At 66.1% G+C, this 24354-nt stretch carries 25 protein-coding genes; 14 read left to right on the forward strand and 11 right to left on the reverse strand.

The window, feature by feature from the left end; genetic code table 11:
* Nucleotides 1-107 precede the first annotated feature (107 nt).
* Nucleotides 108-521, reverse strand: coding sequence for a pilus assembly protein N-terminal domain-containing protein (locus tag DSD28_RS15585; protein ID WP_119257336.1), 414 nt, complete (start codon nt 519-521; stop codon nt 108-110).
* A gap of 321 nt (nt 522-842) precedes the next feature.
* Between DSD28_RS15585 and DSD28_RS15590 the strand changes: the two genes are divergently transcribed.
* The 9 genes from DSD28_RS15590 (at nt 843) to DSD28_RS15630 (ending at nt 9630) form a co-directional block, all read left to right on the forward strand.
* The gene (locus DSD28_RS15590) at nt 843-1046 is read left to right on the forward strand and encodes a Flp family type IVb pilin (RefSeq protein WP_119257337.1); all 204 of its coding nucleotides are present in this window, start codon (nt 843-845) and stop codon (nt 1044-1046) included.
* 112 nt (nt 1047-1158) lie between these two features.
* A complete protein-coding gene (locus DSD28_RS15595) occupies nt 1159-1665 on the forward strand; it encodes an A24 family peptidase (protein WP_119257495.1) in 507 nt (168 codons plus the stop codon).
* A gap of 111 nt (nt 1666-1776) precedes the next feature.
* Complete coding sequence (cpaB, locus tag DSD28_RS15600) at nt 1777-2595, forward strand: Flp pilus assembly protein CpaB (RefSeq protein ID WP_119257338.1); 819 nt, start codon at nt 1777-1779, stop codon at nt 2593-2595.
* Nucleotides 2596-2609: 14 nt separating this feature from the next.
* A complete protein-coding gene (locus DSD28_RS15605; RefSeq protein WP_119257339.1) occupies nt 2610-4067 on the forward strand; it encodes a type II and III secretion system protein family protein in 1458 nt (485 codons plus the stop codon).
* Nucleotides 4068-4114: 47 nt separating this feature from the next.
* A complete protein-coding gene (locus tag DSD28_RS15610; RefSeq protein ID WP_162911425.1) occupies nt 4115-4801 on the forward strand; it encodes a CpaD family pilus assembly lipoprotein in 687 nt (228 codons plus the stop codon).
* Nucleotides 4802-4803: 2 nt separating this feature from the next.
* On the forward strand, nt 4804-6090 hold the full coding sequence (locus DSD28_RS15615) for an AAA family ATPase (protein ID WP_119257341.1): 1287 nt from the start codon (nt 4804-4806) through the stop codon (nt 6088-6090).
* Between the two features lie 38 nt (nt 6091-6128).
* Complete coding sequence (locus DSD28_RS15620) at nt 6129-7616, forward strand: CpaF family protein (RefSeq protein ID WP_119257342.1); 1488 nt, start codon at nt 6129-6131, stop codon at nt 7614-7616.
* Nucleotides 7617-7634: 18 nt separating this feature from the next.
* Nucleotides 7635-8645: a type II secretion system F family protein gene (locus DSD28_RS15625; RefSeq protein WP_119257343.1), complete on the forward strand. Its 1011-nt coding sequence runs from the start codon at nt 7635-7637 to the stop codon at nt 8643-8645.
* Between the two features lie 10 nt (nt 8646-8655).
* A complete protein-coding gene (locus tag DSD28_RS15630; RefSeq protein ID WP_119257344.1) occupies nt 8656-9630 on the forward strand; it encodes a type II secretion system F family protein in 975 nt (324 codons plus the stop codon).
* An 82-nt stretch (nt 9631-9712) separates the two neighbouring features.
* Here DSD28_RS15630 and DSD28_RS15635 read toward each other — a convergent pair whose 3' ends face one another.
* The gene (locus DSD28_RS15635) at nt 9713-10528 is read right to left on the reverse strand and encodes a tetratricopeptide repeat protein (protein WP_119257345.1); all 816 of its coding nucleotides are present in this window, start codon (nt 10526-10528) and stop codon (nt 9713-9715) included.
* Between the two features lie 132 nt (nt 10529-10660).
* On the opposite strand from DSD28_RS15635, the gene DSD28_RS15640 reads away from it, so the two are divergent.
* The 3 genes from DSD28_RS15640 (at nt 10661) to DSD28_RS15650 (ending at nt 13371) form a co-directional block, all read left to right on the forward strand.
* Complete coding sequence (locus tag DSD28_RS15640) at nt 10661-12052, forward strand: leucyl aminopeptidase family protein (RefSeq protein ID WP_119257346.1); 1392 nt, start codon at nt 10661-10663, stop codon at nt 12050-12052.
* Between the two features lie 91 nt (nt 12053-12143).
* The gene (locus tag DSD28_RS15645; protein ID WP_119257347.1) at nt 12144-12494 is read left to right on the forward strand and encodes a MarR family transcriptional regulator; all 351 of its coding nucleotides are present in this window, start codon (nt 12144-12146) and stop codon (nt 12492-12494) included.
* Nucleotides 12495-12513: 19 nt separating this feature from the next.
* Entirely contained in the window at nt 12514-13371 is an 858-nt protein-coding gene (locus tag DSD28_RS15650) for an NlpC/P60 family protein (RefSeq protein WP_119257348.1), read from the forward strand.
* On the opposite strand, the gene DSD28_RS15655 is transcribed toward DSD28_RS15650, so the two are convergent.
* From DSD28_RS15655 to DSD28_RS15665, 3 genes are read right to left on the reverse strand one after another with little or no spacing between them, the layout of a single operon-like run.
* Complete coding sequence (locus DSD28_RS15655) at nt 13368-13712, reverse strand: ArsC family reductase (protein ID WP_119257349.1); 345 nt, start codon at nt 13710-13712, stop codon at nt 13368-13370. The genes DSD28_RS15650 and DSD28_RS15655 overlap by 4 nt on opposite strands.
* 47 nt (nt 13713-13759) lie before the next feature.
* Nucleotides 13760-14380, reverse strand: a complete 621-nt coding sequence (locus tag DSD28_RS15660; RefSeq protein WP_119257350.1) for a YitT family protein — start codon at nt 14378-14380, stop codon at nt 13760-13762.
* A 7-nt stretch (nt 14381-14387) separates the two neighbouring features.
* Nucleotides 14388-15557, reverse strand: coding sequence for an amino acid aminotransferase (locus tag DSD28_RS15665; RefSeq protein WP_119257351.1), 1170 nt, complete (start codon nt 15555-15557; stop codon nt 14388-14390).
* Nucleotides 15558-15766: 209 nt separating this feature from the next.
* Between DSD28_RS15665 and DSD28_RS15670 the strand changes: the two genes are divergently transcribed.
* Nucleotides 15767-16609: an endonuclease/exonuclease/phosphatase family protein gene (locus DSD28_RS15670; RefSeq protein ID WP_245424851.1), complete on the forward strand. Its 843-nt coding sequence runs from the start codon at nt 15767-15769 to the stop codon at nt 16607-16609.
* On the opposite strand, the gene DSD28_RS15675 is transcribed toward DSD28_RS15670, so the two are convergent.
* On the reverse strand, nt 16581-18041 hold the full coding sequence (locus DSD28_RS15675; protein WP_119257352.1) for a phospholipase D-like domain-containing protein: 1461 nt from the start codon (nt 18039-18041) through the stop codon (nt 16581-16583). The genes DSD28_RS15670 and DSD28_RS15675 overlap by 29 nt on opposite strands.
* 119 nt (nt 18042-18160) lie before the next feature.
* On the reverse strand, nt 18161-19219 hold the full coding sequence (locus DSD28_RS15680) for a succinylglutamate desuccinylase/aspartoacylase domain-containing protein (RefSeq protein WP_119257353.1): 1059 nt from the start codon (nt 19217-19219) through the stop codon (nt 18161-18163).
* Between the two features lie 130 nt (nt 19220-19349).
* On the opposite strand from DSD28_RS15680, the gene DSD28_RS15685 reads away from it, so the two are divergent.
* Complete coding sequence (locus tag DSD28_RS15685; protein ID WP_119257354.1) at nt 19350-19919, forward strand: methylated-DNA--[protein]-cysteine S-methyltransferase; 570 nt, start codon at nt 19350-19352, stop codon at nt 19917-19919.
* Here DSD28_RS15685 and DSD28_RS15690 read toward each other — a convergent pair.
* From DSD28_RS15690 to guaA, 4 genes are all read right to left on the reverse strand, one after another.
* A complete protein-coding gene (locus DSD28_RS15690) occupies nt 19916-20782 on the reverse strand; it encodes a sigma-70 family RNA polymerase sigma factor (RefSeq protein ID WP_119257355.1) in 867 nt (288 codons plus the stop codon). The genes DSD28_RS15685 and DSD28_RS15690 overlap by 4 nt on opposite strands.
* Nucleotides 20772-21233, reverse strand: coding sequence for a carboxymuconolactone decarboxylase family protein (locus DSD28_RS15695; protein ID WP_119257356.1), 462 nt, complete (start codon nt 21231-21233; stop codon nt 20772-20774). The genes DSD28_RS15690 and DSD28_RS15695 overlap by 11 nt, the downstream gene beginning before the upstream one ends.
* A gap of 173 nt (nt 21234-21406) precedes the next feature.
* The gene (gene cml, locus DSD28_RS15700; protein ID WP_119257357.1) at nt 21407-22606 is read right to left on the reverse strand and encodes a CmlA/FloR family chloramphenicol efflux MFS transporter; all 1200 of its coding nucleotides are present in this window, start codon (nt 22604-22606) and stop codon (nt 21407-21409) included.
* Between the two features lie 137 nt (nt 22607-22743).
* Entirely contained in the window at nt 22744-24306 is a 1563-nt protein-coding gene (gene guaA, locus DSD28_RS15705; RefSeq protein ID WP_119257358.1) for a glutamine-hydrolyzing GMP synthase, read from the reverse strand.
* Nucleotides 24307-24354: the final 48 nt, after the last annotated feature.

The raw sequence follows: 24354 nt of genomic DNA on the forward strand, positions 1-24354 counted from the left end.
AGGATCGAGAAGGCCAGACTAGGCGGCAGACCCTTTATATTTCGTGTGTGCGGCCGTGAAGATTCGACCGGTTTCCCGCATCAGGACGCCCGAAGCGGGACCGCGGCTCAGTTGCTGCCGGCCGTCTTGCTGGCATGCTGCTCGCAATTGGGCGTGCAGGAGAGGACGGACCGGTCCGTCTGGCGGAAGACGCGCACCGTATTGCCCTCGTCGATCGATACGAGGACCCGCTCGTCGACGATGGCGTTGCCGTCCGCATCGAGCAGCACGAGATTGGTGGTTCCGAAATTGCGGCCGGTGAGCACGATGGTCTGGGCATCGGCGACGGTCGCGTCCGCCACCGCCGCATTTCCGACGATGACCTTGCTGACCGGACGATCGAGCCGCAGGACACGGGCGTGATCCATATAGACGCGCAGGAATTGCTCCTGCGCTGCCGCATCGGCGGCCGCCGACAGCAACACGAAGGCGGTCGTCGCAAGCGTTGCTGCACCCGCAGCGAAGGTCCGGTCGCGTCCCATAAACAGTCATCCCGATAAAGAAACGCCCACAGCATCGCCAAGAATGGTGAATGAAGGTTTAAGCGGAAGTCCGGCATTCTCGATTCAACCCTGGCGCTCAGGGCGCGTTCTTGCGGCGAAAACGGCCGAAGCGACGAAAGAGCGTGCAAATACCGGCGTTTTACGCATCGTAAACCCTAAATTCAGCGACCTCTTCTTAAGGTTTCGGTAACCCAACTCCTTAAGTCGATGGAAATGGCCTGCCTGTAGGTTGCAGTCATCCGAACAACGGAAACAGTTGGCGGACGTGCTGAACCAACATCGTGGAGCTAGGAGAATACCATGACCAAGATTTTCGCTCGCCTTATGAAGGACGAGTCTGGCGCAACCGCCATCGAATACGGCCTGATCGCCGCCCTGATTTCCGTCGCCCTCATCGCCGGCGCCAGCGCGCTTGGCGGCTCGCTGAATAACCAGTTCACGGGCCTGTCGAAGAAAATGAACATCGGCGCGGACGGTACGACCAAGACCGCCCCCACCAACTAAATGAAACTTGCTTGATGAGAAAGCCGCCTTTCATGCAAAGGCGGCTTTCTGTTTTCGGGATTATCTTTCCTGAAACCTGCCAGATGCATTCTGCTTCAAAATGGAGATCATCATGACTCAGGCGATCATCTTTGTGGTTTTCCCGCTTTGCCTGGCAGTTGCCGCCTGTTCAGATTTCCTCACGATGCTCATTCCAAACCGGGTGTCTGCAATCCTTCTTGCATCGTTTTTCATTGTGGCTCCCCTCGTCGGTCTCGGTATGACAGAGATCGCGATGCATCTTGCAGCAGGTGCCATCGTCTTTTCGGCGTGCTTCGCGCTGTTCGCCTTCAATGTGATGGGTGGTGGCGATGCGAAGCTTCTGACGGCGAGTGCGGTGTGGTTCGGCCTGACATTTTCGCTAATCGAATTTCTAGTCTATGTGTCATTCCTCGGCGGTGTCCTGACCTTGGCTATCCTGTCGCTGCGGGCGCACACCAACTCCATTCTCGCCAGCGGCCTGCCTATGCCTGACTCCCTGGTCATGGCGAAGAAGATACCCTACGGCATCGCCATCGGCATCGGGGCCTTCATGGCCTATCCGTCTTCCCCGCTGATGCTCGCCGCGCTCGGCGGTTGAGGGCGGCGTCAACCTGCCGTTAACCATAGCCGTAAGGCGCTTATTAACCATAATTACACCATTGCCGGTCAATGTGGGCTGACAGGAGACTCCGCAGCTCAGGGAAACCACATGAAACCGGCACGAATCATCATTCTGGCAGTCGCCGTCGTCTCGGCGGGCGTGGCAGGATTTCTTGCCTTGCAGGTTGCCCGCGGCGGCCCCTCGGTGATCGAGACGCAGACCGTCGTGGAGCGCGAACCCACGATCAATGTGCTCGTCGCCAAGGAAAGCCTGCCGGTCGGCGCGCGGCTCAATCCCGATGTGGTCGCCTGGGCGGCCTGGCCGGAAGGCTCCGTCGTCGAAGGCTTCATCACCGACAAGAGCCGGCCGGATGCGATCGAGACCCTCAAGGGCGCCATCGCGCGCATGCCGATCTTCAACGGTGAGCCGATCCGTCAGGAGAAGATCGCCGATTCCTCGAGCCGCATCATGTCGTCGCTGCTTCCCGCCGGAAAGCGGGCCGTCGCGACGGAGATCTCGGTCGCGACCGGCGCCGGCGGCTTCATCCTGCCCAACGACCGCGTCGACGTGACCATGGTGCGCAAGGGCGATTCGGGCGCCTACCTCACCGAGACGATCCTGTCGAACGTCCGCGTCCTGGCCATCGACCAGCAGATCCAGGAGAATCCGGACGGTTCGAAGGCGGTCGTCGGCACCACCGCGACGCTCGAATTGACCCCCGACCAGACCAAGGTGATCGCCGTCGCCCAGCAGATGGCCGAGCGCCTGTCGCTGGCGTTGCGCAGCGTCGCCGACGCCCAGGAAGCCGATACCGGGGCAGCCGATTATCTCCTCAGCGGCGGCGCCGGCCGGCCGCAGATTCAGGTGATCAAGACCGGTTCGATCGTCAACGGCACCACTGCCGCCGCCGCAACCGCAGAGCAATGAGCAGGAGCTGACCCGTGTTTGCAATCACAAGGATTTTTCGGGCTTCTGTCGCGGGCGGGCTGAGCTTCTGCCTGGCCTTTGCCGGTCTCCCGCTTCCCGGCCAGGTCGCCGAGGCGGCGACGTCGTCGATCATCCGCATCCAGGAAAGTGGCGCGGGCGTGCGCAAGTCGGTGCGCCTCGGCCTCAACAAGGCCATCGTCGTGGACCTGCCGACCGACGCGCACGACATCCTCGTCGCCGATCCGGTCAAGGCGGATGCCGTCACGCGCACCTCGCGCCGCATCTATCTCTTCGGCAAGGAAGTCGGCCAGACCAACATCTTCGTCTTCGGCCCCAATGGCGAGGAGATCGTCAGCATCGACCTCAATGTGGAGCGTGATGTCAGCGGGCTGCAGACCCAACTGCGTCGCTTCATCCCCGATTCCGATATCCAGGTCGAGATCATCTCCGACAACATCGTGCTCTCCGGCTCCGTGCGCACGCCGCAGGATGCCACCCAGGCGGTCAATCTCGCGCAGATCTTCCTCAAGGGCGGCGAAGCGACCACCCGCACGGTGGTCTCGCAGGGCAACAACGGCGATTCGGCGATCTTCGGCGAAGGGCGCCAGACCTCCCAGGTCGTCAACATGCTGCAGATCGAGGGCGAGGATCAGGTCACGCTGAAGGTGACGGTCGCCGAAATCCGCCGCGAGGTTCTCAAACAGCTCGGTTTCGACAACACCTTCAGCCGCGTCAACAAATCCGGCTCCAGCCTGGACACCCTGGTTTTCAATGCTGCGGAGGACGGCCTGTCGGGCACCGTTGCGGGAAATATCGGCAAGTTCGGCATCCGGGCGGCCCTGAGCGCGCTTGAGCAGGCCAAGGCGATCCGCACCCTGGCCGAACCGACCCTGACGGCGGTATCCGGCCAGTCGGCAACCTTCAACTCCGGCGGCGAGAAGGTGTTCTACATCTCCGACCGCAACGGCGGCGTCACGACGACGACCTATCAATACGGCATTTCGCTCGGTTTCACGCCGACCGTGCTTTCCTCCGGCCGCATCGGCCTGCGCATCCAGACCAAGGTGTCGGAGCCGGTGGTCTCGGGGGCGAACACCGCGGAATACCGTCGCCGCGACGCCGAGACCGTCGTCGAGCTGCCGTCCGGCGGCTCCATCGCGCTGGCCGGTCTCATCCGCGACGATGTCCAGCAGACCGTGTCCGGAACGCCGGGCGCCTCCAAGGTGCCGGTCCTCGGCGCGCTGTTCCGCAGCAAGTCCATCGAGCGCAACGAGACGGAACTGGTGATCATCGCCACGCCCTATCTCGTCAAGCCGGTCAACCGGAATGCGCTGGCTCGGCCGGACGACAATTTCAATCCGGCGAATGACGCGGCAAGCGTCTTCCTCGGCCAGGTGAACCAGCTCTACGGCCGGAAGAACGGCCTGCCGGCCCAGCGCTACGAAGGTAGCGTCGGCTTCATCTACAAGTGATCGGGTGCGACGTGACGAAGGGACGGACCCAGCCAATGGCAAACGAAATGCACACCACCCGCACCAGGAATGGCCGCACCCGGAACGGCCGCACCGTCGCCGTCTTCGCCGTGGCGGCGCTCGCCGTCGCCCTTGCCGGCTGCGCCGACCGCCGCGCGACGGGCTCGCTGCCGGATGATTACCGCACGCGCCATCCCATCGTCGTCGGCGAGCAGGAACGCACCATCGATATCCCGATCGCCACCGGCGCCAGCCAGCTGACCCGCGGCCAGAGCGAGGTCATCGCCGGCTTCGCCTCCGGCTACTCCGCCGACTCCTCCGGCATGTTCCGTGTCATCCTGCCGCGCGGCGCGCGCAACGACGCGGCGACATCGGTCGCCGGCCGGCAGATCCGCAAGCTGCTCGGGCGCCACGGCATACCGGCCCGCAAGATCATGATCGAAAGCTATTCCGCCGCCGATCCGGATGAGGCGGCGCCGATCCGTCTCAGCTATTTCGCCATCGCGGCCTCGACGCAGGCTTGCGGCCAATGGCCGGAGGACCTGACGATCAATACCTTCGAGAACAAGAACTACTACAATTTCGGCTGCGCCACGCAGAACAACCTTGCCGCCCAGATGGCCGATCCGAACGACCTTCTCGGCCCGCGCCGCATGACGCCGGCTGACGCGACGCAGCGCGGCGAAGCGCTCGATCGCTATCGCGGCGCCTATACCGAACTGAAGGAAATGTGACGATGAGCACGGTCGACTACACCTTCACGAGCGAAACCGCGCAGGATCAGGCGGACGAGGCCGTACGTCCGACGGACCTCGAGGCCGTGCGCCCGCTGCCGCGCATCTCCGTGCACGCCTTCTGCGAGAGCGAGGCCATGCTGCGCACCATGGAACGGTGCGGGCAGGACCGGCGCATGACGAAGGTCAGCCTGCGCATCTCCAGCGCAAGCATCGCCGCGGCGGCCAACATGTTCGCCAGCGCGCCGACGCCGAACCTCCTGATCCTCGAGACTTCGGCGGAGCCGCACGCCATCATGGACGAGCTCGCGCCGCTCGCCGAGGTCTGCGATCCCTCCACCAAGGTCATCATCGTCGGCCGCTACAACGACATCGCGCTCTATCGCGATCTCATCCGCAACGGCATTTCCGAATATATGGTCGGCCCGATCGGCATGGCCGAGGTGCTGAACGCCATGGCGGCGATCTTCATCGACCCGGAGGCCGAGCCCCTCGGCCGCTCGCTTGCCTTCATCGGCGCCAAGGGCGGTGCGGGTTCCTCGACCATCGCGCACAATTGCGCCTTCGATATCTCCAATCTGTTCCAGACCGAGGTGATCCTCGCCGACCTCGACCTGCCCTACGGCACGGCGAATATCGACTTCGATCAGGACCCGCCGCAGGGCATTTCCGAGGCGATCTATGCGCCGGACCGCCTCGACGAGGTCTTCCTCGACCGTCTCCTGACCAAATGCTCGGAGCATCTTTCGCTTCTGGCCGCCCCCTCGATGCTGGATCGCGCCTACGATCTGGAGCGTGGCTCCTTCCAGCCGGTCCTCGAAGTATTGCAGCGCAGCGCGCCGGTGACGGTGCTCGACGTGCCGCATGCCTGGTCAGAATGGACCCGCACGCTGCTGTCCGAGGTGGACGAGCTGATCATCACGGCGACGCCGGACCTTGCGAGCCTGCGCAACGTGAAGAACATGCTCGACGCGCTGAAGAAGCTCAGGCCGAACGACAAGCAGCCCCACCTGATCCTCAATCAGGTCGGCCTGCCGAAGCGCCCGGAAATCGCCCCGGCGGATTTCTGCGAGCCGCTCGGCATCGAGCCGGTCGCGATCATTCCCTTCGACGCGCAGCTTTTCGGCACGGCCGCCAACAGCGGCCGCATGATCGCGGAAATGGACCGCAAGTCGCCGACCGCGGAAACCTTCTCGCAGATCGCCCATCTCGTGACGGGCCGCGCGACGGTGAAGAAACCCAAGAAGGCCGGGCTCGGCAAGATGCTGGGCCTGATCGGACGCAAGTAGGCCCCGAAGGGGCGATGCAACAGACTGGATGACGTGGCATGTTCGGCAAACGGGGCAATGACGGTTTCGGCAAGAGCGGCGCAGCGGGCCAGATGCCCCATGCCGCGCCTTCGGCCGCCGCGACTGTGACGGCCGAACGGCCGGCCGCGCCCACGCCCGCGGCCCAGCCCGTCTTCGAGCCGGCGCCTGCGCCGGTGGCGGCTCCGGCCCCCGCGCCCGCCGGCTCCAGCCGCCGCCGCTCGCCGCGCACGGAAGACTATTACGATACCAAGAGCCAGGTCTTCTCCGCGCTGATCGATACGATCGACCTGTCGCAGCTCGCAAAGCTCGACACGGAAAGCGCGCGCGAGGAAATCCGCGACATCGTCAACGACATCATCACGATCAAGAACTTCGCGATGTCGATCTCCGAGCAGGAGGAACTGCTTGACGATATCTGCAACGACGTTCTCGGCTATGGCCCGCTGGAGCCGCTGCTGGCGCGCGACGACATCGCCGACATCATGGTCAACGGCGCCGGCAAGACCTATATCGAAGTGGGCGGCAAGGTGCAGGAATCGGAGATCCGTTTCCGCGACAACGCCCAGCTCCTCTCGATCTGCCAGCGCATCGTCAGCCAGGTCGGCCGCCGCGTCGACGAATCGAGCCCGATCTGCGACGCCCGCCTTCCCGACGGCTCGCGCGTCAACGTCATCGCCCCGCCGCTCGCCATCGACGGCACCGCGCTCACCATCCGTAAGTTCAAGAAGGACAAGCTGACGCTCGACCAGCTCGTCCGCTTCGGCTCGATCACGCCGGAGGGTGCGGCGCTGCTGCAGATCATCGGTCGCGTTCGCTGCAACCTCGTCATCTCCGGCGGTACCGGCTCGGGCAAGACGACGCTGCTCAACTGCCTCACCAACTATATCGACCGGGACGAGCGGGTCATCACCTGCGAGGACTCGGCCGAACTTCAGCTCCAGCAGCCGCATGTCGTGCGTCTCGAAACCCGCCCGCCGAATATCGAGGGCGAGGGCGAGATCACCATGCGCGATCTCATCAAGAACTGCCTGCGTATGCGTCCCGAACGTATCATCGTCGGCGAAGTGCGCGGACCGGAGGTCTTCGACCTCCTGCAGGCGATGAACACGGGTCACGACGGCTCGATGGGCACGATCCATGCCAACACGCCGCGCGAATGCCTCTCGCGCATGGAATCGATGATCGCCATGGGCGGCTACACGCTGCCGGCCAAGACGGTGCGCGAGATCATCGCCGGCTCCATCGACGTCATCATCCAGGCTTCGCGCCTGCGCGACGGTTCGCGTCGCATCACCCACATCACCGAAGTGGTCGGCATGGAAGGCGACGTCATCGTCACCCAGGACCTGATGCGCTTCGACATGCAGGGCGAGGACGCCAACGGCCGCATCATCGGCAAGCATATGGGCACCGGCATCGGCAAGCCGCACTTCTGGGAGCGCGCCCGCTACTTCAACGAGGACAGGCGCCTGGCGGCAACGCTCGACGCGATGGAAAAGCCGTAAGGGCAGGGGATACCGCGGATGTTCGGGCTGGATATCACCATCGTTGCGATCTTCGCGCTGGCGGCGCTCTCCACCGCCGGCCTTGCCTATGGCGTGCTCTTCTCGCGCATCGAGGCGGAGAAGAAGACCGAAAGCCGCTTCCGCCGCGTCCAGTCCGCCGAAACCGACCAGAACAAGGCCAAGGCGGCGCGCGACCGCATGCAGGAACTCTCCAAGCGCCGCAAGTCGGTGCAGGAATCCCTGAAGGACCTCGAAAAGAAGCAGCAGGAGCAGACGCGGCGCATCGCCACGACCCTGAAGGCCAAGCTGATGCAGGCGGGCCTCTCGATCACGCCCGCCAAATTCTACGTCTTCAGCGCGATCTTCGGCCTCTTCGCCTTCGTGCTGACGCTCGTGGCCGGCGCGGGGCTTCTCATCTCGCTCGGCGTCGCCTTCATCATGGGGGCGGGCCTGCCGCGCTGGCTCGTCGGCTTCCTCGTCAAGCGCCGCATGAACAAATTCCTCGAGGAGTTTCCCAATTCGCTCGACGTGATGGTGCGCTCCATCAAGTCCGGTCTTCCCCTGACGGATGCGCTGCGGCTGATCGCGGCCGAAGGCCAGGAGCCGGTGAAGACGGAATTCCGCAAGGTTGTCGAATCCCAGCAGGTCGGCCTCAGCGTGCCGGAAGCCTGCGCCCGCATGTTCACCAATATCCCGCTGCAGGAAGTCAACTTCTTCTCGATCGTCATCGCCATCCAGAGCCAGGCGGGCGGCAACCTCTCCGAAGCGCTGGGCAACCTTTCCCGCGTCCTGCGCGAGCGCCGCAAGATGCGCGCCAAGGTCAACGCTCTGTCGATGGAGGCGAAAGCCTCGGCGGCGATCATCGGCGCCCTGCCGTTCATCGTGGCCTTCCTCGTCTACCTGACCTCGCCGGATTACATCATGATCCTGTTCCAGGATCCGCGCGGCCATCTCATCCTCGGCATTTCCGGCTTCTGGATGTCGATCGGCATCCTGGTGATGCGCAACATGATCAACTTCGACATCTAGGGCCGAGACCATGGTCGCCATGCTTACCGATCCCGCCATCCTGCTGCCGGCCTTCGTGATGATCGCCGTGCTGGCGACCTTCTACACGCTGGCGGCGCCCTATCTCGACCGCGGCGACCTCGGCAAGCGCATGAAGGCGGTGGCGCTGGAGCGCGAGCAGATGCGCGCGCGCGAACGGGCGCGCCTCAACACGCAGGCCGTCCAGAGCAAGGCCTCGCTGCGCGCCCAGCACAACACCTCCGTGCGCCAGGTCGTCGAACGGCTGAACCTGCGCGAGGCGCTCGTCGACGCCAATACGGTGAACCGGCTGAAGCAGGCGGGTTATCGCTCGCAGAACGCGCTCAACATCTTCCTCTTCGCGCGCTTCGTCCTGCCCTTCGTCTTCCTGACGCTTGCCGGCTTCTACATCTTCTATCTCGGCCTCCTCGCCGACAAGCCGCTGCCGATGCGCATCCTCGCCACCGTCGCCATCGGCTATCTCGGCTTCTACGCGCCGAACATCTTCGTCTCCAACCAGGTGTCGAAGCGCCAGAAATCGATCCGCCGCGCCTGGCCGGATGCGCTGGACCTCATGCTGATCTGCGTGGAATCGGGCATTTCCATCGAAGTCGCCTTCAAGCGCGTGGCCGACGAGATCGCCATGGCCTCGCCGGAACTGGCCGAGGAGCTGGTGCTGACCACCGCCGAGCTCTCCTTCCTGCAGGAGCGGCGGGTGGCCTATGATAACCTCGGCACCCGCATCGGGCTCGACACGGTCAAGTCCGTCACGCAGGCCCTCATCCAGGCCGAGCGCTACGGCACGCCGCTCGCCCAGGCGCTGCGCGTGCTGGCGCAGGAATGCCGCGACCAGCGCATGAACGAGGCGGAGAAGAAGGCGGCCGCCCTGCCGCCGAAGCTGACCGTGCCGATGATCCTGTTCTTCCTGCCGGTGCTCGTCGCCGTCATCCTCGGCCCCGCCGGCATCCAGGTTTCCGACCGCTTCTGACAGCGGTTAACCGAACGAAAAACGCCCCGGTCGAGCAATCGGCCGGGGCGTTGGCGTCTTGGGAGGGACGCTGGGATGAGCTTCAGTTGGTGCTGCCGCTGTCGTCCGCGGCGAGCTTCTTCCAGGCGTTCTGCTGGGTCAGCATGGAGCGCAGATAGGTGACATTGGCTTCGGCCTGCCCGGCGGTCAGCTCCTGCCTTGCGATGGCCTCCGCCTCCTGGAACCGCCCCTGCAGGCCGACGGTGAGCGCCAGGTTCTGGCGCACGCCGCTGTCGGCGCCGGGCTGGCCGGCGGCCGAGCGCAGATAGGTCTCCGCCGTCTTCAGGTCCCGCGTCAGGAGATAGGACATGCCGAGATTGGAGAGCACGGACGGCTCGTTCGGCCGCAGGTCGAGCGCCTCGCGGTAGCGCTGGCGGGCCTCGCCCGACCGGCCGAGCTGGTCGAGGATTGCGCCTTCCGCCGATTTCAGCTTCCAGTCCGGCCGGTCCGGCGTCTGGGCGCGCAGGATCGTGTCGAGCGCCTGCTGGAGCTGGCCGGCCGCCGCCTGCGCCTTGCCGTAGGCGGCGAGCACTTCACGGTTGTCGGGATTGCTGATGGCGACCTGCTGCATGACGGCGAGCGCCTGGTCGTTGCGCCCGTTCATGCGCAGGACGCTGGCATAGTTCATGCCGGTCTGGGGATCGCGCGGGTTCTTCTCGTAGGCCTTGCCCATGCTGTCGGCCGCACCGCGCAGTTCCGTCGCGTTCATCGCGCCGACCGGCTTGGATGTCGTGGGGATCGAGCCCGTGGTCGGGTTGTTCTTGCTGGCGCAGCTCGCCACCGCCACCGTGATGGCAAGCAGCGCCGCCCCTCTCAGAAGCGCCGAGCGAAGTGACGAACGCGTGCGGCTGATAGCCATGATCGGTCCCCGAAGCGATTTTCGCATCCCCGCGGCGTCAAGAATCACGCCGCAATCTCCACTCCAGCAATAATCTGTTAACCCTAACAGAGTGTTAATTGCCCGATTCCCGGCTCTCTCCAAAGGTTCGCCATGGCCCCCTTCCAGTTCATCGACCGGCCCTCTCCCTTCAACACGAAAGGCGGCAGGACGCTGCCGATCTTCGCGATCACGCCGGCCCATATCGAAACCGGCACGATCGACCCGATCGCGCTCGACTGGGCGAAGAAGGCCGGCTTCAAGGCGGAATCGGGCGCGCTGCTGATGGTGCCGACGGCCGATGGCCATCTCGGCGGGGCGCTGTTCGGCCTCGGCAGGAATCCGTCCGATGCGCCTTTCCTGACGGGCAAGCTCGCCCGCACGCTGCCCGCCGGCGACTGGCATATCGAGACCGCGCCGCTGACGGCCAACCGCCTCGCCCTCGGCTACGGCCTCGGCAGCTACCGTTTCGAGCGCTACAAGGCCTCGGCCTCCGAGGCGCCGACCCTGCTCATCCCGACCGATGCGGACGCCGCCGACATCAAGCGCCAGCTCGCCGGCGTCTTCCTTGCCCGCGACCTCATCAACACGCCGACCAACGACATGGGCCCGGAAGCGCTGGAAGACGTCTTCCGCGCGCTCGGCGAGCACTACAAGGCGAAGGTCTCGGTGATCGCGGGCGAGGATCTCCTCAAGGAGAACTTCCCCCTCATCCACACGGTCGGCCGCGCCTCGGAGCAGGCGCCGCGCCTCCTCGAACTGCGCTGGGGCAAGAAGGGCCACAAGCGCGTGACGCTCGTCGGCAAGGGCGTCTGCTTCGACACCGGCGGCCTCGACATCAAGCCGGCCTCCTCCATGCTGCTGATGAAGAAGGACATGGGCGGCGCGGCCAATGTCATGGGCCTTGCGCTGATGATCATGGACGCCAAGCTGAAGGTGGACCTGCGCGTGCTGCTGCCGGTGGTCGAGAACTCGATCTCGGCCAATGCCTTCCGCCCCGGCGACATTTACAAAAGCCGCAAGGGCCTGACCGTGCAGATCGACAACACCGATGCCGAGGGCCGGCTGATCCTTGCCGATGCGCTCGCCTATGCCGACGAGGAGGACGCCGACCTCATCGTCGACATGGCGACGCTGACGGGCGCCGCCCGCGTCGCGCTCGGCCCGGACCTGCCGCCCTTCTTCACCGACGACGACGACCTTGCCCACGATCTCACCGAGGCGAGCCTTGCGGTCGACGATCCGATGTGGCGCATGCCGCTCTACATGGGCTACGACAAGGACGTCTCCGCCCGCATCGCCGACCTCACCAACGCCCCGTCCGGCGGCATGGCCGGCTCGATCACGGCCGCACTCTTCCTCAAGCGCTTCGTCACGCGCAATCGGCATTGGGCGCATTTCGACATCTATGCCTGGGCGCAGGCCGAGCGGCCGCATTCGCCGGTCGGCGGCGAGGCGCAGGCGATCCGCGCGCTCTACCACCACCTGCGCGGCATGACCGCCTGAGCTTTCCTTCGGGCGGTTGATACGGTAGCGTAACAATTGCGGGAAGCCGATGGTCGCGCCCGCGATTGCGCCAGCAACGCCCGGAGGATCCGTGCCGCTCGATCTCACCCCCTCGCAGGCGCTCGGCCTCTGGCACGCGGTCGCCGTGGAGCAGGTCCGCGAAGACGGGCGGGACCTGACCCTGCGCCAGCTCGCCATCCTTCTGGAGATCTATCTCGTGCCCCCGCCGCATACCGTGCGGGGGCTCGCCGCGAAGCTCGGTGTCACCAAGCCGGTGATCACCCGCGCGCTCGACACGATGGGCGAGCAGGGGCTCGTCACCCGCCTGCGCGACGAGCGCGACCGCCGCAACGTCGTCATCAAGCGCACCGTCGAGGGGGCGCTCTATCTCGAACATCTCGGCGATGTTATCATCGCCAGGGCCCGCGCCCAGAATTCCTGAAGGCTTCCGCGAGAACATCATGAACGCCCTGCCAGACCGCCGCCTCAACGCCTTCCGTCCGGACCTCGCCGAAGAAGCCCTCAAGGGCACCGTCGCCGCCGGGCGCTATGTGACGGGCGTGCCGGCCCGTATCGCCGTGCCCGTCGCCGCCCTCCGGCCCCGGCCGGACGAGGCCGCCGGCATCGACACGCAGGTCCTGTTCGGCGAGGGCGTGCGCGTGCTCGACCGCGCCGGCGGCTGGGCCTGGGTGAAGTCGGATTTCGACGGTTACGTCGGCTACCTGCCGGAAACGGCGCTGGATGCGGCCGCGTTGCCCGCCACCCATGTCGTCGGCGTGCCGCGCACCTTCGCCTATACCGGGCCGGACCTCAGGACGCCCGCCGCCTTCGCGCTTTCCATCGGAAGCCGGCTAACGGTCGTCGGCGAGAGCGAGACGCGGGGCACGCGCTATTTCACGCTGGAAGGCGGCCAGTCGGTCATTGCCGGCCATTGCCTGCCGGTCGGCGGGACGGCGGGCGGCGATTATGTCGCGATTGCCGGCCGCTTCCTCGAAACGCCCTATCTGTGGGGCGGCCGCTCCGGCTTCGGCCTCGACTGCTCGGCCCTCGTGCAGCTTTCCATGATGATGGCGGGGCGAAGCGCCCCGCGCGATTCCGACATGCAGGCCGCGGGTCTCGGCACGCCCGTCGCCCGCGAGGAACTGCGGCGCGGCGACCTCGTCTTCTGGAAGGGTCATGTGGCGATCATGGAGGACGAGACGACCATCATCCATGCCAACGGCCATACGATGAGCGTCGCCCGCGAGCCGCTGGCCGCCGCCATCGAGCGCACCGCCTATCTCTACCAGCAGCCGACGGGCTATCGTCGTCCGGTCTAGAATAGCGTCTCGTAGATCTCCGGCTTGAAGCCGGCCGTAAGCTGCCCGTCGCGGTCGAGGATCGGGCGCTTGATCATGGATGGCTGAGCGATCATCAGCGCGATGGCCTTCTTCCCGTCGAGGTCCTGCTTGTCGCCGTCCGGCAGGGCGCGGAAGGTGGTTCCGGCGCGGTTGAGCACCGTTTCCCAGCCGAGCGCATCGACCCAGCGGGCAAGGCTCGCCTCGTCGATGCCTTCCGCCTTGTAGTCGTGGAAGCGATAGACGACGCCCCGGGCGTCGAGCCAGGTGCGGGCCTTCTTCATCGTGTCGCAGTTCTTGATGCCGTAGATCGTGACGGTCACGCGTCTCTCCTCATGTCATGTGCCGCTTTCATAAAGCGCCGCGAGGATCACGTCACCCCGAAATAGCGGCCGGGGCGGTGATTGATGGCGAGCGTCATGTTGACGACGACGGCGCCGAGCACCGAGAGCGCCAGCCGGTCCGCCGGGATGACGAAGAAGGCCGCGGCGAGGATGGCAAGGTCGACGCCGAGCTGGAAATAGCCGGCGCGCAGGCCGAACCGGTCCTGCAGGTAGATCGCCAGAACATTGATGCCGCCGAGCCCGGTGCGGTGGCGGAAGAGGATGAGCAGGCCCGTGCCGGAAAGCGCGCCGCCCATCACCGCCGCATAGAGCGGATCGAGATGGGAGAAGGCGATCAGGCCGGATGTGAGTCGGGTAAGGATCGAGACCAGCGTCACCGCGGCGAACGTCCGCAGTGTGAAGGCCCAGCCGAGCTTGCGCACGGCAAGCACGTAAAAGGGCAGGTTGATGGCGAAGAACAGCCACCAGAAGCCGATGCCCGTCGCATATTGCAGGAGGAGGGCAAGACCCGCCGTGCTGCCGGCGAGCAGCACGGCCTTGGTGTAGATCACCACGCCGAGCGCCACGAACATCGTGCCGACGACGATGGCGATGACATCCTCGTAGACGGAATGGCGCTCGGGCGGGGATGCTGTCTCGGCCGTCATCGCGTCCTCACAGGCTCAGGAACTTCTCGATGACGGCGTCGACCTCCGCCGTCTTCAGGCCTGCGATGTTGATGCGGCCGGAGGTCGGCATGTAGATGGCGTGCTCGGCCCTGAGCTTCATCACGTCCGCCTCCTCGAGCGGCAGCAGCGAGAACATGCCCTCCTGCTCGCGGATGGCGGTCAGCACCTGCCAGCGCTTCGAAAGGCCCGCGGCAAGGCGCTCGCGGATCGCGGTTATGCGCAGCCGCATGGATTCGAGCTCGGCCTTCCAGTCCGCCATCAGCGCCTCGTCACCGAGGATCATGCTGACGACCGCGGACCCGTGGTCCGGCGGCATGGAATAGCTGACGCGGGCGAGCGCCGCGAGATTGCTGCGCACGGTCAGCGCCGTCTCGGCGCTGCCGCAGACGGCATAGATCGCCCCGGTGCGCTCGCGGTAGAGCCCGAAGGACTTCGAGCAGGAAACGGCGACCAGCGCCTCCGGCACGGCGCTGAGCAGGATGCGCAGGCCCGCCGCGTCTTCGTCGAGGCCCCGGCCATAGCCCTGATAGGCGATGTCGATGACCGGCAGCAGGCCGCGCTCGGCGACGAGCGCGGCAACGGCGCGCCATTGCTCGGTATTGAGGTTCGCGCCCGTCGGGTTGTGGCAGCTCGCATGCAGCAGCACGGCATCGCCCGGCGCGGCGCCGGAAAGCGCCTCCATCATCCGCTCGAAGAGAACGGCCTGCGAGGGGATGTCGAAGAAGGGATAGGTGACGACCTCCAGGCCGGCGGCCGTGAAGATGCTGGCATGGTTCGGCCAGGTCGGCAGGCCGAGCCAGATGCGCCGCGTGCCGGTGCGCGCCATGAGGTCGCCCGCAAGGCGCAATGCGCCCGAGCCGCCGGGCGTCTGCAGTCCGGCGGTCGCGCGGCCGCGGCCGGCCTCGCCCGTCGTCAGCGCCCACAGGCGTTCGAGGAAGACGGGATCGCCTTCCGGCCCGACATAGGCCTTGGTCTGCTGGGTCTCGACGAGGCGGCGCTCGGCCTCCTTGACCGCGCGGAAGACCCGCGTGACGCCCGTTTCGTCGCGATAGACGCCGACGCCGAGGTCCACCTTGCCGGCGCGCTCGTCCGCCCGGAAAAGGCCGATCAGGGCAAGCAGCGGATCGTCGGGCTGGCGGGTGAGGGCATCGAACATGGCCGGTTTCCTGTCTGGCTGGAGGGTGGAACCGGTTTAGGACAAATCGCCCGAAAATTCGACCATGATATTGCGGGCAAGGCGCAAGACGCTTGCATTGCCTCCCGGGCGCCGCGCCGCCCCGACTTTTCGGAACCTTCTTGCCGCAGGGCGGTTGCCGAGAGGAAGCCCGCCCCCATATGATGGGAAGGTGCCATGAGGAAGGTCCATTGGACAGGAACGGCAAGATCACGTCGGCCGCGCTGCTTGCGGCCATTCGCAATCGCCGCGGCCACCGGCCGCCGGAAAACAATCGCCCGGGCGACACCGTCATCGCGTCCTACAACGTGCACAAATGCGTCGGCGTCGACCGGCGCTTCGATCCCGAGCGCACGGCGAGCGTGATCGCCGAGATGAATGCCGACATCATCGCCATCCAGGAGGCGGACAAGCGCTTCGGCGAGCGCTCGGGCCTCCTGAACCTGGAGGCGCTGGAGCGCGACTGCGGCCTCGTGCCGGTGCCGATCAACGCGCTGTCCTCCTCCGGCCACGGCTGGCACGGCAACATGATCATGATGCGCAAGGGCGTGGTGGGCGGCGTGCGGCAGCTGAAGCTGCCGGGCGTCGAGCCGCGCGGCGCGCTCGTCGTCCATCTCGACCTGCCGGTGGGGAAGCTGAGGCTCGTCGCCGCCCATTTCGGCCTCCTGAAGCGCTCGCGCGAGCAGCAGGCGATGGCGATCCTCGCTTCCGTCGCGGAAGAGGAGGAGATGCCGACCCTTCTCGTCGGCGACCTCAACGAGTGGCGCGTCGGCCGGCGCTCGTCGCTCTCGCGCCTGCAGCCGACCTTCGATCCGGCCTCCGGCGCGGTGCCGAGCTTTCCTTCCCGCTTTCCGGTTCTGGCGCTCGACCGGGCGCTCGGCCATCCGCACGACCTCGTCACCTCCGTCGAGGTGCACGATTCGCCGCTGGCGCGCGTGGCGTCCGATCACCTGCCGATCAAGGCCCATATCGACCTCAAGGTCGTCTGGGAGCGTGCCGGCGCGTCTACAGATAGGGCGAGCCGAGCCATGTGATGCGCTCGACGAGGCGCTGGGCGAAGGGCCGTGCATTGAGCTCTTCCAGCGTGACCTCCTCGGCATTCGACAGCGCGGCCGTGATGCGCCCGGTGATGCGGTCGGCGAAATCCGGGTCGATCACCTCGATATCCACCTCGAAGTTCAGCCGCAGCGAGCGCGGATCGATGTTCGACGAGCCGACATAGGTCCAGATGTCGTCGATGACCGTCAGTTTGGAATGGTTGAAGGCGCCGGAGGCGCGCCAGATGCGGCAGCCGTATTTGAGCAGCTGGTCGAACTGGGCGGTCATGGCGAGGTCGACGAGCTTGAGGTTGTTGGCCGAGGGCACGACGATGTCGATCTCCACCCCGCGCCGCGCCGCCGTGACCATCGCGCTGATCAGTTCGCGGTCGGGCAGGAAATAGGGCGACATGATGCGGATCTGCTTCTTGGCGACCGACAGCGCACCCATCAGCATGCGGTGGTTGGTCTCCAGACTCTTGTCCGGCCCGGAGGGCACGACGCGGGCGAGCATGCCGGTATCCGGCGCGTCCGGCGGCGGCGGAATGCGCCAGGCCTCGCCGGAAAGGTCGTCGCCGCCGGAAAAGCGCCAGTCCTCATAGGCGATGCGGAAGAGGTCGCTGACGACGGGGCCGGTGAGGCGGAAATGGGTGTCGAGCGCCGCGGCCTGCCCGGCGAATTCCGCGCAGAAGCCGGCGCGGATGTTGAGGCCGCCGGTAAAGGCGGTGGTGCCGTCGACGATGAGGATCTTCCTGTGGGTGCGCAGGTTCGCATAGGGCAGGCGCAGGCCCATGACGATATTGCCGTTGAACACGTCCGTCGGCACCTTCGCCCGTTGCAGCTCCGAGACGATGGAGGGAATGGAATAGCGCGCGCCGACCGCATCGATCAGCACGCGCACCTCCACGCCGCGTGCGACCGCCGCCGACAGCGCCTCGACGAAGCGCTCGCCGGCCTTGTCGCGGTCGAAGATGTAGGTTTCGAGCAGGATGGAGCGCTCGGCGGCGGCGATGGCGGCGAGCATTGCCGCATAGGCCTCGTCGCCGGTCGAGAGCACCGCGATGCGGTTGCCCGAAGTGAGCCGGCAGCGGCCGACGGCGTCGCCGAGGCGCTGCATGGCGGCGAGCGCCCCGCCGAAGCGCACCTGCATATGGGCGTTGGAGACGTCGTATTCGTCGAGATGGTGCCAGCCGGCGGCGAGCAGGCCCTCGCGGCCGAGATTGAGGGTCTTTCGCCGGATACGGTTCACGCCCCCGACGGCATAGATCAGCGCGCCGACCACCGGCGACAGCACGATGACGCCGACCCAGCCGATCGCCGCGCGCACTTCCTCCTTCGTCATCGTCGCATGGATGGCGGCGGGAACGCCGAGCACGATCGACAGCGCGACGAGGATATGCGGCCAGTAGGCGGAGAGCGTCTCAAACATGATGCGTGCGGATCATCCCAAGGCGGCAAGCTCTTTTGCTGCTTCTATATATTGCTTCGGACGATACGAATGCGAGGGGGAAGGCCATCCCCCGCGCGAAGATTTTTGCAGGCCCCCAGTCAGTCTTCCAGCGTGCCCGGCTTGCGGTCCCTGCGGGTGGCTTCGCGGCAGGCGATCTTCATCAGGTCGTCGCCCCGGCGGGCGTAGCGGGCCGAGCAGCGCGTGGCGATCAGCCCGTCATGGCCGGCAGTGACCGCGAGCGTGCCGCCGGGTTCGCCCGGCCGGACGATGAGGGTTGCGATGAGGTCGCCGGCCTTCACCTCGTCGCCGATATCGCGGTGGAAGAGCACGGTGCCGGGCTCGGGCGCCTTGACCATCTCGATATTGTCGAGCGGCACGGCGGGTCCCGCATAGGGCTTCGCTTCATGCGCCGGGTCGGCGACGACGCCGCGGCCGGCGAGGAAGGCCCAGAGACCGTCCGCATCGTGCCGCGCCATGTCGGGATAGACGTCGCGCCGGCCGCGCAGCTCGACGGTGACGGCAAGGCGGCCGGGTACGCTCTTCAGCTTGTCGCCTCCCTGGCGCTTGAAGGCATGGCCGACGGCCTCCTCGAAGGCGGTGCTTTCGCCGTCCGAGAGGAACACGGCCTTCATGTCGAGGGCCGATGCCAGGTCCGCCGCCTCCGGCCAGAAGGCCTCGTCGATATAGGCATATTGCAGGGATTCGTCGTCGCAGTGCAGGTCGAGGACGAGGTCCGCGCCGAGTGCGGTATGGAGCAGCGTCCGCTTCAGCCGGTCGGCGGCGCTGCGGCTTTCGAATTTGTCGAGCAGCGTATCCCGCCCGGCAAGTGCCACCAGCGGGAAATCGCGGTTGAAATTGGTGCGCGAGCCGAGATCGAAGCGGCCTTCCATCTCGCCGAAATGGTACTGGGCAAGGCCGATCGGGTTGGCCTGCGGCACGACGGTAATGTCGCCGCGGATCGCGCCGTCCGCCTCCGCCTTCTGCAGGCCTTCCAGCAGGAAGTGGAGGAGCGCGGTGCCGGGCAGCTCGTTGGCATGCAGCGCCGCCTGGATATAGGCCGAGGGTGCCGCGCTGTCGCTGCCCTTGAAGCGGAAGACCGGCACGCGCCATTCGATGCCTGCCGTATCCCCGCCGATGATGATCTCGGAACGTTCCACGCCGTTTCTCCTCAAATCGTTTGCCGCGTTATGCGAATTGCCTGCGGATGGCGCAAGCCCCGGCAAGAAACGGGTTGAAACCGGCCGGGCAAAGCCCGATCTTGTGACAAGACGGGAACGGGAGCCGAAAATGACCGGCAAGACCCAGTATCATATCTTCGAAACGGCGAGCGGACCCTGCGGCATCGCCTGGACGGCGGCGGGTGTCGTGCGCTTCCAGTTGCCCGGTGAGGACGCCGCCAAGACGCAGCGCCTGCTGCTGCGCCGTCTCGAAAATGCCGAGGCCGCCGAGCCTGCCGAGCCGCCGCCGGCCATCGCCCGCGCCATCGAAGCCGCGCAGCGCTATTTCGCCGGCGAGGAAGCGGATTTTACCGACGTGCCGCTCGATCTTGCCGGCCAGAGTGAGTTCTTCCAGGCGATCTACGATGCTGCGCGGCGCGTGCATTGGGGCGAGACGACGACCTACGGCACGATCGCCCGCGATCTCGGCGCAGGTCCCGAAGGCGCGCGCGAGGTCGGCCAGGCCATGGCGAAGAATCCCGTCGCCCTCATCATCCCCTGCCACCGGGTGCTGGCTGCCGGAAACAAGGTCGGCGGCTTCTCGGCGCCCGGCGGCGCATCCTCCAAGGTGAAGATGCTGGCGCTGGAGGGCATTTCCTTCGCCCCGCCGGAGCCGGCGCAGCAGTCGTTCGGGTTTTAGGCAGGCTGCGTCAGGCTCGTCAGCTTGTCCGGATTACGGGTGATGTAGATCGCGGCGATGCGTCCTTCGACGATTTCCACGGCCGTGGTCTGCATGTGCCCGTCGATGCGGCTTACGAAGCCGGGCAGGCCATCGATCACGGCATGGCCCAGGAATTCCATCCGCGCGCCCAGCTTCCGCGACAGCCCGAGAAAAAGGCGGACCAGCCGGTCGACGCCCTGGATGGCGTTCGGGAAGGTGAGCACCTTGCCGCCGCCATCCGAGCGCAGCGTCGCGTCCGTCGCCAGCATGGAGCCGAGCGCGTCGGCGTCACCGACGCGGCAGGCCTCGAAGAAGGCGCGCGTCAGCGCCTCGCCGTCCTCGCGGGGGATTTCATAGCGCGGCTGGTCGATCCGCACATGGGCGCGGGCCCGCGCCGCAAGCTGCCGGGTGGCCGCCGGGCTGCGCTTCAGCGTTGCCGCAATGTCGTCGAGCGGCTGGTCGAAGACGTCATGCAGCAGGAAAGCGGCGCGCTCCAGCGGCGAAAGCCGTTCCAGCGCCATCATGAGCGTGAGGGTGATGTTGTCGGCGCGGGTTTCGTCGTCCGCCGGCTCGATCAGCGGTTCGGGAAGCCATATGCCGGGATAGGTCTCGCGCCGTGCGCGGGCGGATTTCATCGCGTCGAGGCAGAGACGCGAGACGATGCGGGTCAGCCATGCCGCCGGCTCGGCCACCGCCGCGCGGTCGCTGCGGTGCCAGCGCAGCCAGGCTTCCTGCACGACATCCTCCGCTTCCGCGTGCGAGCCGAGCATGCGATAGGCAAGGCGCAGCAGCCGCGGCCGCTGCGCCTCGAAGACGTCCGTTGCCGGGTCGTCACGCCGCATGGCGCCGGTCGACCGGGTGCTCGGCGCGGAAGCCGACCTGCACGCGGTTCCAGACATTGATCGCGCCGATCGCGACGGAAAGCCATGCCTGCTCGTCGGGCGTGAAGGCGGCCTCGAGGGCTGCCCAGTCCTCGTCCGGCGCATGCGTTTGCGCCACCAGCGTCAGCGCTTCCGTCCAGGCCAACGCTGCCCGTTCCCGCTCGCTATAGAGGGAAGAGTCGCGCCAGCCGGCCAGCAGATGGAGCCGCATCTGGTCTTCGCCGTCCTTCAGGGCCTCGCCGACATGCATATGGATGCAATAGGCGCAGCCGTTGATCTGCGAGGCACGCACCTTGACGAGATGCAGCAGGCTCGCCTCCAGCGGGCTGGCCTTGAGAGCGGCTTCCAGCGCGTACATCGCCTTGAAGGCAGGTTCGGCGCGTTTGAAATAATCGGTCATGCGAGCGGACATTCCAGTCTCCTTTTCGATCCTACACCGCCATGACGATGCAGGAAGGCAGGATGTGACATGGTGTTGCGGATTTTTTACATCCATGGCCACTCGCGCAAGCCGGCGCCGTTGCTTGAGGGGGAAATCGAGATCAAGAAGGGCGGGGCAGCCCGAGGATTGCCCCGCCCGGATCTTCAGTCGTGCAGCGAGCGCCTTGTCAGGCGGGCAAGCATGAGCAGGGTGGCCGCCGCCATCAAGGCCGCATAGCCCGCCAGCGGCCAGGCGGTGGTGCCATCGAGCAGCAAGACCGCGGCCGTGCCGGCAATGCCCGTGATCAGGCTCTGCACGCAGAAATGCAGCGCAACCGCGGTGCCGGCGGCATGGGCGAAGGCCTGCAGCGCGCCATTGGCGGAGACGGATGCCGTCAGCACGATGCCGACCGCCATCAGCCACATCGGCGGCATGAGGCTCCAGAAGGACGGCCCCAGCAGGTGTTGCCCGAGGACCAGCAAGGCTGCGCCGGAGAGCAGCAGCGCCATGCCGCGCACCGTGCAGCCGGCAATGCCCCAGCGCCCGACAAGCCTTTCCGCAAACTGCGCCGTCGCGATCATGACCAGGGCGGCGGTCGCGAAGGCGAGGCTGAAGCCCAGTTCGGAAAGGCCGGCGCCATCCATCAGGATACGCGGCGCGGTCGAGAAGAAGACGAAGAACGTCCCCATGGCCGCGCTGAAGGCAAGCGTATAGGTCCAGAAGGCAAGGCTTGCCAGCACGGGACCGAAGGCGCGCTTCTGCGCCATCGCCTCGGCGGGCCGCGTCTCGTGCCATTTCGGCAAGGCCACGAACAGCATCGCGATCGCGGGAAGGGCGAGCGCGATGAACAGCGCCTGCCAGCCGAAGGCGCGGGCAATCAGCGCGCCGGCAATCGGCCCGAGGGCGGGAACGAAGGCCAGCATGGCATTCATCAGACTGTAGATGACGGCGCTTTCCGGCCTGTCGGCATAGACGTCGCGGATCGTGGCGAAGAGCGCCACGAGTGCCGCCGAGGCACCGATGGCCTGCACGAGCCGCAACGCCACGAACAGCGGCGCCGAGGTCGTGAGGGCGAGGCCGAGGGAGGCGGCGGCGAAGATCACCACCCCCGCGATCAGCACCGGCCGGCGGCCGATACGGTCCGAGAGCGGGCCGAACAGCACCTGCCCGACGCCGAGCGCGATCATATAGACCGTCAGGGTGAGCTGCACCACATCCGGTGTCGTCCGCAGGATCGCGGGCATGGCGGGAACGACCGGCAGGTAGATGTCCATGCCGAGCGAAGCGAGAATGTTGAAGGGAGCCAGCAGCAGCAGCGCTGCCGGCAGGCTGTAGGTCCACGCGCGTGGATCACGAATACGCATGATTGATCATCCGCTGAATGAGAAATCCGGCGGCGTCTGCGCTGTAGTCTGAAAGGGTTCAGCAGAACGCCGCAACAACAAGGATGTCGTTGCGGCTTATTTCACTGCTTTCTTGGATCCCCGCATGCGAGCCCCCGTTATTCCCACTCGATCGTGCCCGGCGGCTTCGACGTCACGTCGTAGACGACGCGGTTGATGCCGCGGACTTCGTTGATGATGCGGGTGGCGGCGCGGCCGAGGAAGTTCATGTCGTAGTGGTAGAAGTCGGCGGTCATGCCGTCGACGGAGGTGACGGCGCGCAGCGCACAGACGAATTCGTAGGTGCGGCCGTCGCCCATGACGCCGACGGTCTGGACGGGCAGCAGCACGGCGAAGGCCTGCCAGATCTTGTCGTAGAGGCCAGCCTTGCGGATCTCGTCGAGATAGATGGCGTCGGCTTCGCGCAGGATCTCCAGCTTGTCGCGGGTGATGCCGCCCGGGCAGCGGATGGCAAGGCCCGGACCCGGGAAGGGATGGCGGCCGATGAACGAGTCGGGCAGGCCGAGTTCGCGGCCGAGCACGCGCACCTCGTCCTTGAAGAGCTCGCGCAGCGGCTCGACGAGCTTCATGTTCATGCGCTCGGGAAGGCCGCCGACATTGTGGTGCGACTTGATCGTGACCGAGGGGCCGCCGGTGAAGGAGACGCTTTCGATGACATCAGGATAGAGCGTGCCCTGCGCGAGGAATTCCGCGCCGCCGAGCTTGCCGGCCTCTTCCTCGAAGACCTCGATGAACAGGCGGCCGATGATCTTGCGCTTGGTTTCCGGGTCGGAGACGCCTTCCAGCTCGCCGACGAAGCGGTCGACGGCGTCGACATGGATGAGGTGCAGGTTGTAGTGCTCGCGGAACATGGCGACGACGTCGGCCGCCTCGTTCTTGCGCATCAGGCCATGGTCGACGAGGATGCAGGTGAGCTGCGCGCCGACCGCCTCATGGATGAGGAGGGCCGCGACGGATGAGTCGACGCCGCCCGAAAGGGCGCAGATGACGCGCTTGTCGCCGACCTGCTCGCGGATCGCTTCCACCGCGCGGGCGCGGTAGGCGGACATCGACCAGTCGCCCTTGATGCCGGCGATCTTGTGCACGAAGTTCGACAGCAGCTTGGCGCCGTCGGGCGTGTGCACCACTTCCGGGTGGAACATGGTCGTGTAGTAGCGCTTCGCCTCGTTGACGCAGATGGCGAAGGGGGCGTTTTCGGAAACGCCGATGATCTCGAAGCCTTCAGGGGCGACGGTGACGCGATCGCCGTGGCTCATCCAGACCGGATATTTCTTGCCGACTTCCCAGAAGCCTTCGAAGAGTGGGCTTTCCTTGAGGATTTCCACGTCGGCGCGGCCGAATTCGCGGGCATGGCCGCCCTCGACGGTGCCGCCGAGCTGGGTGGCGAGCGTCTGCTGGCCGTAGCAGATGCCGAGGATCGGCAGGCCGGAATCGAAGACGACCTGCGGTGCGCGGGGGCTGCCCTGGTCGAGAACGGAAGCGGGGCCGCCGGAGAAGATGACCGCCTTCGGCTTCATGCGGTGGAAGGCTTCCTCCGCCGACTGGAAGGGGATGATCTCGCAATAGACGCCTGCTTCGCGCACGCGCCGCCCGATGAGCTGGGTCACCTGGCTGCCGAAATCGATGATGAGAACGCTGTCGGGATGGGCTGTCTGGGTCATGGCGAGCCTTTAAAGAATATCCTTGCGGCGTGCAACGGGGAAAAAGCC

The organism is Shinella zoogloeoides (assembly GCF_003574625.1).
GTDB classification, from domain to species: domain Bacteria; phylum Pseudomonadota; class Alphaproteobacteria; order Rhizobiales; family Rhizobiaceae; genus Shinella; species Shinella zoogloeoides_A.

Coding starts and splice junctions, on each gene's coding strand:
- DSD28_RS15585 (WP_119257336.1), bottom strand. CDS start 521: ATGGGACGCGACCGGACCTTCGCTGCGGGTGCAGCAACGCTTGCGACG.
- DSD28_RS15590 (WP_119257337.1), top strand. CDS start 843: ATGACCAAGATTTTCGCTCGCCTTATGAAGGACGAGTCTGGCGCAACC.
- DSD28_RS15595 (WP_119257495.1), top strand. CDS start 1,159: ATGACTCAGGCGATCATCTTTGTGGTTTTCCCGCTTTGCCTGGCAGTT.
- cpaB (WP_119257338.1), top strand. CDS start 1,777: ATGAAACCGGCACGAATCATCATTCTGGCAGTCGCCGTCGTCTCGGCG.
- DSD28_RS15610 (WP_162911425.1), top strand. CDS start 4,115: ATGCACACCACCCGCACCAGGAATGGCCGCACCCGGAACGGCCGCACC.
- DSD28_RS15615 (WP_119257341.1), top strand. CDS start 4,804: ATGAGCACGGTCGACTACACCTTCACGAGCGAAACCGCGCAGGATCAG.
- DSD28_RS15620 (WP_119257342.1), top strand. CDS start 6,129: ATGTTCGGCAAACGGGGCAATGACGGTTTCGGCAAGAGCGGCGCAGCG.
- DSD28_RS15625 (WP_119257343.1), top strand. CDS start 7,635: ATGTTCGGGCTGGATATCACCATCGTTGCGATCTTCGCGCTGGCGGCG.
- DSD28_RS15630 (WP_119257344.1), top strand. CDS start 8,656: ATGGTCGCCATGCTTACCGATCCCGCCATCCTGCTGCCGGCCTTCGTG.
- DSD28_RS15635 (WP_119257345.1), bottom strand. CDS start 10,528: ATGGCTATCAGCCGCACGCGTTCGTCACTTCGCTCGGCGCTTCTGAGA.
- DSD28_RS15640 (WP_119257346.1), top strand. CDS start 10,661: ATGGCCCCCTTCCAGTTCATCGACCGGCCCTCTCCCTTCAACACGAAA.
- DSD28_RS15650 (WP_119257348.1), top strand. CDS start 12,514: ATGAACGCCCTGCCAGACCGCCGCCTCAACGCCTTCCGTCCGGACCTC.
- DSD28_RS15660 (WP_119257350.1), bottom strand. CDS start 14,380: ATGACGGCCGAGACAGCATCCCCGCCCGAGCGCCATTCCGTCTACGAG.
- DSD28_RS15665 (WP_119257351.1), bottom strand. CDS start 15,557: ATGTTCGATGCCCTCACCCGCCAGCCCGACGATCCGCTGCTTGCCCTG.
- DSD28_RS15675 (WP_119257352.1), bottom strand. CDS start 18,041: ATGTTTGAGACGCTCTCCGCCTACTGGCCGCATATCCTCGTCGCGCTG.
- DSD28_RS15685 (WP_119257354.1), top strand. CDS start 19,350: ATGACCGGCAAGACCCAGTATCATATCTTCGAAACGGCGAGCGGACCC.
- DSD28_RS15690 (WP_119257355.1), bottom strand. CDS start 20,782: ATGCGGCGTGACGACCCGGCAACGGACGTCTTCGAGGCGCAGCGGCCG.
- DSD28_RS15695 (WP_119257356.1), bottom strand. CDS start 21,233: ATGTCCGCTCGCATGACCGATTATTTCAAACGCGCCGAACCTGCCTTC.
- cml (WP_119257357.1), bottom strand. CDS start 22,606: ATGCGTATTCGTGATCCACGCGCGTGGACCTACAGCCTGCCGGCAGCG.
- guaA (WP_119257358.1), bottom strand. CDS start 24,306: ATGACCCAGACAGCCCATCCCGACAGCGTTCTCATCATCGATTTCGGC.